4 protein-coding genes are annotated in these 6,534 nt (G+C 42.9%); 2 read left to right on the forward strand and 2 right to left on the reverse strand.

The window, feature by feature from the left end; all coding sequences use genetic code 11:
* Window positions 1-198: 198 nt before the first annotated feature.
* Window positions 199-990: a helix-turn-helix transcriptional regulator gene (locus RG963_RS11820; RefSeq protein WP_310576483.1), complete on the reverse strand. Its 792-nt coding sequence runs from the start codon at window positions 988-990 to the stop codon at window positions 199-201.
* Window positions 991-1,514: 524 nt separating this feature from the next.
* Here RG963_RS11820 and RG963_RS11825 point away from each other — a divergent pair.
* The gene (locus RG963_RS11825) at window positions 1,515-1,775 is read left to right on the forward strand and encodes a YhbY family RNA-binding protein (RefSeq protein WP_310576484.1); all 261 of its coding nucleotides are present in this window, start codon (window positions 1,515-1,517) and stop codon (window positions 1,773-1,775) included.
* Between the two features lie 513 nt (window positions 1,776-2,288).
* A complete protein-coding gene (gene alaS, locus RG963_RS11830) occupies window positions 2,289-5,066 on the forward strand; it encodes an alanine--tRNA ligase (protein ID WP_310576485.1) in 2,778 nt (925 codons plus the stop codon).
* A 290-nt stretch (window positions 5,067-5,356) separates the two neighbouring features.
* On the opposite strand, the gene RG963_RS11835 is transcribed toward alaS, so the two are convergent.
* Complete coding sequence (locus tag RG963_RS11835; protein ID WP_310576486.1) at window positions 5,357-6,397, reverse strand: class I SAM-dependent methyltransferase; 1,041 nt, start codon at window positions 6,395-6,397, stop codon at window positions 5,357-5,359.
* Window positions 6,398-6,534 lie beyond the last annotated feature (137 nt).

A 6,534-nucleotide genomic window follows, 5' to 3' on the forward strand; every position in this document is an offset into this window, starting at 1 on the left:
TGTAGATAGATCGCTCTCTCAAAATTAAGTCTGAAAATTAGATTATTTAAAAAAAGTATTATAAATCAAAAAAAAAACCTTTAAATCATATTTAAGGGTCAATGATTTGCTTTCAATGAGTTCCACCATCGTAAATTGATGCATCTATAAAAAGACCGTCAAACTCTCCTGCTTTGCGTCCAGAGTTTACATGGTCATTTATTCAGATTTTATTTCCCTGCACATGTCCCTGTAATATTTGAAAAGCTCTTCTCCCCATTTTATTGCCCCATGTTCGAAACTTATTATATACTGGTTATCAAATCTGTCGTTTTCGTTGAACAGTCCTAGAGTCATTATCCTGTCAGTAGAAGCAATAACCGCAGGTATTTCTATTCTTTTATTGTCCAGGATAAAGAGACTTGCATTTTCCATTTGGAGGAATTCTTTTCCTTCTTTTCTGAAATCATCTACAAGCCGTAAGTATACAGCTTCACTCATGATAAGGGAAATTTCGATGCCCTTTCTGGCAAGGCTGAGAAACAGAGCCGGAAACTGAGGGTGAAAATAAGAAAAAAACATATAGATGCAGCTTGAATTCGAAAGATGTTTTACAAACTCAGGGTTCAGATCAAAAGTATAGCTGAGGTCCGGTTCTATGAGGCGGTAATCTCCAAGATTCCCGATTCTTTTTATGAGGTAAGGGGGAATAGAAGCGAGTTTTCTATTTGCCCAAAAATCTTCATTTTTCTCAAAAACTGCCAGAGTGTCAAGGAGAGGCTGCATTTTCTCTACAATGGTTTCTCCTATCATGCTGAGCCGGTACACTCCGTCTTCATGTATTACCAGGTCCTCTTCTTTCAGTTTCTTTATCTGGGGAAGAAGAGCTGTCCTGGGCACCTGAAGTTTCTCAAGTATCTCTTCAATATTTCTCGGGCCTTCTTTCAGGAGCAGAAGAAAATATTTTCTCTTCTCTGAAAACAAGATAAGGTCAAGCAAGCCGGGATTCATTTTGCAGTCGTCGTCCTGAACTTATGAAACGGAGGTTAGTTCACTGATTCCGTTTTTTATAACCCATAATAAGTGACTGCTAATAAAGGTGTCGAAATTATTTGAAAACTTAGTTCTGCTCCTTATTAAATTGAGCAAACAGCCATAATTTAGTGAATCTACACGTAGAATCCCTGATATAACCATTATTTAATTTGTTGAATAAACTGGCAAGAACAGATGAGTAAAAAGAAATAATGTGAAACTTGAAAAAGAAAACTAACTGATTACCTTTCGGGTTACTAGGAAACGTTGATATAGATGCTGATGAGAAAAGGAGAAACCTGGTTCAATGGTAAAGAGCTTCCAGGAGGAGACAGTTCTTTTATTATTAGCTGCAAATTTCTCATTATCGATTATAATTATCGATTATAATTATCGATTATAATGTAAGATTCTATAATAACATGGAATACTATTATAATAATATGGTTATTTCATGATTGGCAGCATGAGTTATATAAATATCAATGCGAGGAAGGGCAATGGAGAAAGAAAAGTTATACCGGTTGAAATCCGAAGCAAACCAGATTTCCCCTATTCTTAATATCGGGAAGAATGGGATAACAGACACTCTCATCGAAGAATTGAATAAACAAATAAAAGCTAACAGGCTTGTAAAGGTAAGGGTACTGAAAAGTGCTGAAGAAGGGAAAGACTTAAAGGCTATCGCGGAAGAAATTGCAGACGCCACAAGGTCTACACTTATAGAGGTACGCGGAAGGACAGTAGTTCTGTACAGATAAAAAATTCAGGGCGCAGGAGCGATCTTTTCCCCTGGTTCCGATTTTTCAGCAAATTTTTCTAATAAGAAGCCTGCCTTTTATTCAATAAAAGTAACTTCCTGTCTTTTAAAATGAGGAATAAGGTTTTTCTGTAGAATACCTGTAATAAGTTAAGACCCATAATTACAGGTCTGCTTTAATACAACATTATTATATATTTCGTTAATGTTGTGTAAGTTGTCATATTGTAAAAGAAGCGTAGAGCTACAAAAATTTATTCGCACAAAATTTACGGATATTTCACTATTTCAGGTTAATTCCCCCATACTTTACTCAAAATTATCGTAAATGAATTCAATTGTCGTAATGGATTCAATTGTCGTAATGGATTCAATTATCGTAATGGATCCAATTATTGTATATACATTTATAAAGTGACTGGAAGTTCCTTTAAACGGTTGAGTCGGGGTATTTCTCCTTTTGTTTTCAAATAAATCAGGGCAGAGCAAAACCCCACCCTCCGGAGAGATTGTTATGCTTGAAGATGAATATCAACTTGAATTTTTCAAAAACAATGGATTTGTCCGGAAGCAGTGTCAGACATGTGGCAAGTTCTTCTGGACACGTGACCTTGATCGAAAGACATGCGGAGATGCGCCCTGTGATCCTTATTCCTTTATAGGAAGCCCGGTATTTTCTAGGGAATTTGATATCTCCCAGATGCGTGAGTATTACCTCTCCTTCTTTGAGGAAAGGGGGCATACAAGGATTGATCGTTACCCTGTAGTTGCCCGCTGGAGGGATGACCTTTATCTTACCATTGCATCCATTGCAGACTTCCAGCCTTTCGTAACCTCAGGGCAGGTTCCCCCACCTGCAAATCCCCTCACGATTTCCCAGCCCTGCATTCGCCTGAACGACCTGGACTCGGTAGGCAGGAGCGGCCGCCATCTTACAACCTTTGAGATGATGGCACATCATGCCTTCAATAAAAAAGATCACGAAATTTACTGGAAGGAACATACTCTGGAACTCTGTGACGAGCTCCTGAACTCACTTAAGCTAGATCCCTTTGCCGTAAGTTACAAGGAAGAACCCTGGGCAGGCGGAGGAAATGCCGGACCCTGTGTTGAAGTTCTTGTGAATGGGCTTGAGCTTGCTACCCTTGTTTTCATGGACCTGAAAACCGACAAAAAAGGCGATATCCTGGTCAAGGGTGAGACTTATTCGAAGATGGATAACTACATCGTGGATACGGGATACGGGCTCGAACGTTTTGCATGGGCTTCAAAGGGTTCCCCTACAATTTATGACGCACTTTTCCCTGGCATAGTGAACGAACTCATGGGGCTTGCAGGGCTTGAGCATGAACTGGATAACTCCGAGTATGCAAATATCCTGGCCCAGAACGCGAGGCTTGCAGGGTTTATGGATGTCAGTGAACAAGCAAACCTTATGGAACTGAGGAAAAAGGTTGCTTCAAGCATCGGAATGACCGTGGATAAACTCTCGGCTATAATGGAACCCGTAGAAAAGGTCTATGCAATTACTGACCACACACGCTGTTTGACTTTCATGCTGGGAGACGGGATCATTCCCTCGAATGTCAAGGCAGGATACCTTGCCAGGCTTGTACTCAGGCGGACTTTACGCATGATGGGCGACCTTGGTATCAGGACCCCGCTTTCCGAGATTGTGGATATGCATATAAAAAATATGCCAGAGTATCCCGAGTTCAGGGAAAATTTCCAGGTCATACAGGACATCCTGGAGTCTGAAGAAGAGAAATTCTGTAATACAATGGAGAGAGGCCGCAGGATCATCCAGAAATCAGCATCTCATTTCAAGAAAACCGGAGAAAAGATTCCTTTATCCCAGTTAACTGAACTTTATGATTCCCACGGAATCCCTCCCGAGATGGCAAAAGAAGTAGCAGCCGAAATCGGAGTAGACGTAGAATTCCCTGACAACTTCTATTCAATTATTGGTGAACTTCATAATAAGGCCGAAGAAAAGGAAACAGAAATAGTCCCGTTTGCAGACCGGCTTAAGCATCTCCCCAAAACAAAGCGCAGCTTTTATGACGAACCCACTCGCCTGGAATTCGAGGCTGTTGCGCTGGACGTCTTTGACAACCATATAGTGCTGGATAACACCTTTTTTTACGCTGAAGGCGGAGGGCAGCCTGCAGATATGGGAACAATCACTGCAGGGTATGCGGTGTACAGGGTAGTGGACGTCCAGGTTTACGACGGCGTAATAGTACATATAGTAGATAATCCGGATGGGGACCTTGAGATCAGCAAAGGTGACATTGTCACAGGTAAAGTGGATGAAAGGCGCAGGATGGCCCTTGCCAGGCACCACACGGCAACCCATATAGTAAACGATGCAGCCAGGAAAGTTCTTGGAAAACACATCTGGCAGGCTGGTGCCCAGAAATTTGAGGACCATTCGAGGCTTGACCTCTCGCATTACAAACATATATCTCCTCAAGAAATTAGGCAAATCGAGCTTCTGGCAAACCGCACGGTCATGGAAAACAAGCGTGTTATTACAGAATGGATGCCAAGGACTGAAGCTGAGCAGGAATATGGCTTTGGGCTTTATCAGGGTGGAGTACCCCCCGGAGAAAAGATCAGGATTGTAAAGGTCGGAGACGATGTTGAAGCCTGCGCAGGTACTCACTGTGTCAGTACAGGGATTATCGGTCCTATCAAAATCCTGAAGGCCGAGAGGATCCAGGACGGTGTGGAAAGAATTGAGTTTGCAGCCGGTGTTGCAGCCGTACGTGCCATGCAAAAGATAGATTCGCTCCTGACCGATTCCGCAAAAACCCTGAGCGTACCTCCCGAACAACTTCCAACAAGCGTTGAACGTTTCTTCGGGGAATGGAAAGACCTTAAAAAAGAAAACGAAAAACTCAAGGAGGAGCTTGCCCGTTCCAGGGTTTACAGGCTGCTGGAAGATGCTTTTGAGTTTGCAGGCCTTAAGGTTATTGCCGAATTCATTCCTGAGGCTGATTCCCTTGAACTCCAGAAAATCGCCACTGAATTCCTGAAACATGAAGAAGTGGTAGCTCTTCTTGCAAGCGATGCTGAAGGAGTTAAGATCGTAGCGTCTGCCGGACAAAAAGCCATAAACTGTGGAATCAACGCCGGCAACCTTGTCCGCGAGATGTCGAAAATTGTAAGTGGAGGCGGAGGCGGAAAGCCTGCCTTTGCTATGGGCGGTGGAACTGATCCCACAAGAATTCAGGATGCTCTTGCCCGCGGACTTGAGCTCGTGAAAGAAACCTGCAAGGAAGTATGAGGGGAGCCTAAAAAATCAAATGAATCAATAAGAATTGAATGAATCAATAAGAATCGAATGAATCAATAAGAATCGAATGAATCAATAAGAATCGAATGAATCAATAAGAATCGAATGAATCAATAAGAATCGAATGAATCAAAATAAATTGAGAAATCAGTAAAAACTGATACCGGGCTTTTAAAGCCCGGCTTTTTACCTTTTTGATTTTTATGCTATCCCCAGTTCAAACTTTTCCAGCCAGCTCTCTTTTCAGACTTTAAAAGCTTTTTCAGTCATAAAAGTATCATTCAGTCCTTAAAAAGAATTTCACAGAGGATTGCAGTCCCGCTTTTTACAAAAAGGTGCACTGTCTTATTTCCTTCAAGGCCTTTTTCAACCTCGTTTCGGACTTCCCAGTAATCTTCGGGCTTCACGCCTGCCCTGAGCACTACACTCCCAACATTTCTACCTTTCAGGAATTTATTGATCTCCTTTGGCTCAAAGGGGCAAACCCTCAGGACCAGATAATGGTTTTTGATCATGGATTGCTTCATCAGGGCATCAGAGGTGAGCAAAAGCCTCTTTTTGTCAACTTTGAAGAGTTCGAAAGACCCCATAATGGGTCCTACCAGCTGTATCATGGATTCTACGAGTTCAGGCAGCAGCCCTGCTGCAACCACAGAAGGTTCAGGTTCATAGGCGCAGAGTTTCATCCTCTCAGTTTCCTTTATCTGCGGGAGAGGCCCATCTTTCGGAACCAGGCCTTCGCCTGCAGGAAGAGCTACAGCCAGTCTGTCATACTGCTTCAGCCAGCCGAAGTAAAGGGTCAGTCGGTTAAGCTGGCCGTCCAGAGAGATGTACTCTTTTTCGCAGTCAAAAGGGATTCTTTCAGGCGGCATCTGAGGAGGAGCTTCAAAGGCGAAATTTCCTGTCTTTTCCCCATAAGCAGACAGCACATTGGGAATTCCGGGTTCCAGACTTGAGACGCGCCTTTCATTTTCTTCTACCGGGCGGAAAGGGTCTGAAAAAACCACATCAACTGCCGGGATCTGCTCTATAACTTTAGGGTTAAGGGCGTCTCCGCAAATGAATTTTACATTATCAAGCCCGTACATCTCACAGTTCTGCTTAGCATATTCTATTTTTTTTGGGTCAATTTCCACTGCGTAAACGAACTCACATTGCTGCGCAAAAAAGACAGTCTGCCCCCCTATCCCACAGCTAATGTCAGCCAGAGTCCTGCATTTAAGGCGCTGCGCCCTGTAGCGGGCAATGGGTTCAGGGGTTGCAAAGCGCAGGCTTTCCTTGTCCCCATGCAGGGGCTTCTCAAATTGCTTTTTCCTTGCCACATCGATCAGGAAATAGTAGATAGTTTATGGGATTTAAAGGCAACTGAAAAGGAGGAGGTGAAACTTCTCTGCAAGCGCTCGCTTGATCCGCGCTTTGGTCAAGACGAAGACTGGTTAAAACTGCCGGTAGTATTACT

It is taken from the genome of Methanosarcina baikalica (genome assembly GCF_031461075.1).
GTDB lineage: Archaea > Halobacteriota > Methanosarcinia > Methanosarcinales > Methanosarcinaceae > Methanosarcina > Methanosarcina baikalica.

Excerpts from the sequence above, each read along its gene's own strand:
- alaS (WP_310576485.1), top strand. The coding sequence starts at position 2,289 with ATGCTTGAAGATGAATATCAACTTGAATTTTTCAAAAACAATGGATTT.
- RG963_RS11825 (WP_310576484.1), top strand. The coding sequence starts at position 1,515 with ATGGAGAAAGAAAAGTTATACCGGTTGAAATCCGAAGCAAACCAGATT.
- RG963_RS11820 (WP_310576483.1), bottom strand. The coding sequence starts at position 990 with ATGAATCCCGGCTTGCTTGACCTTATCTTGTTTTCAGAGAAGAGAAAA.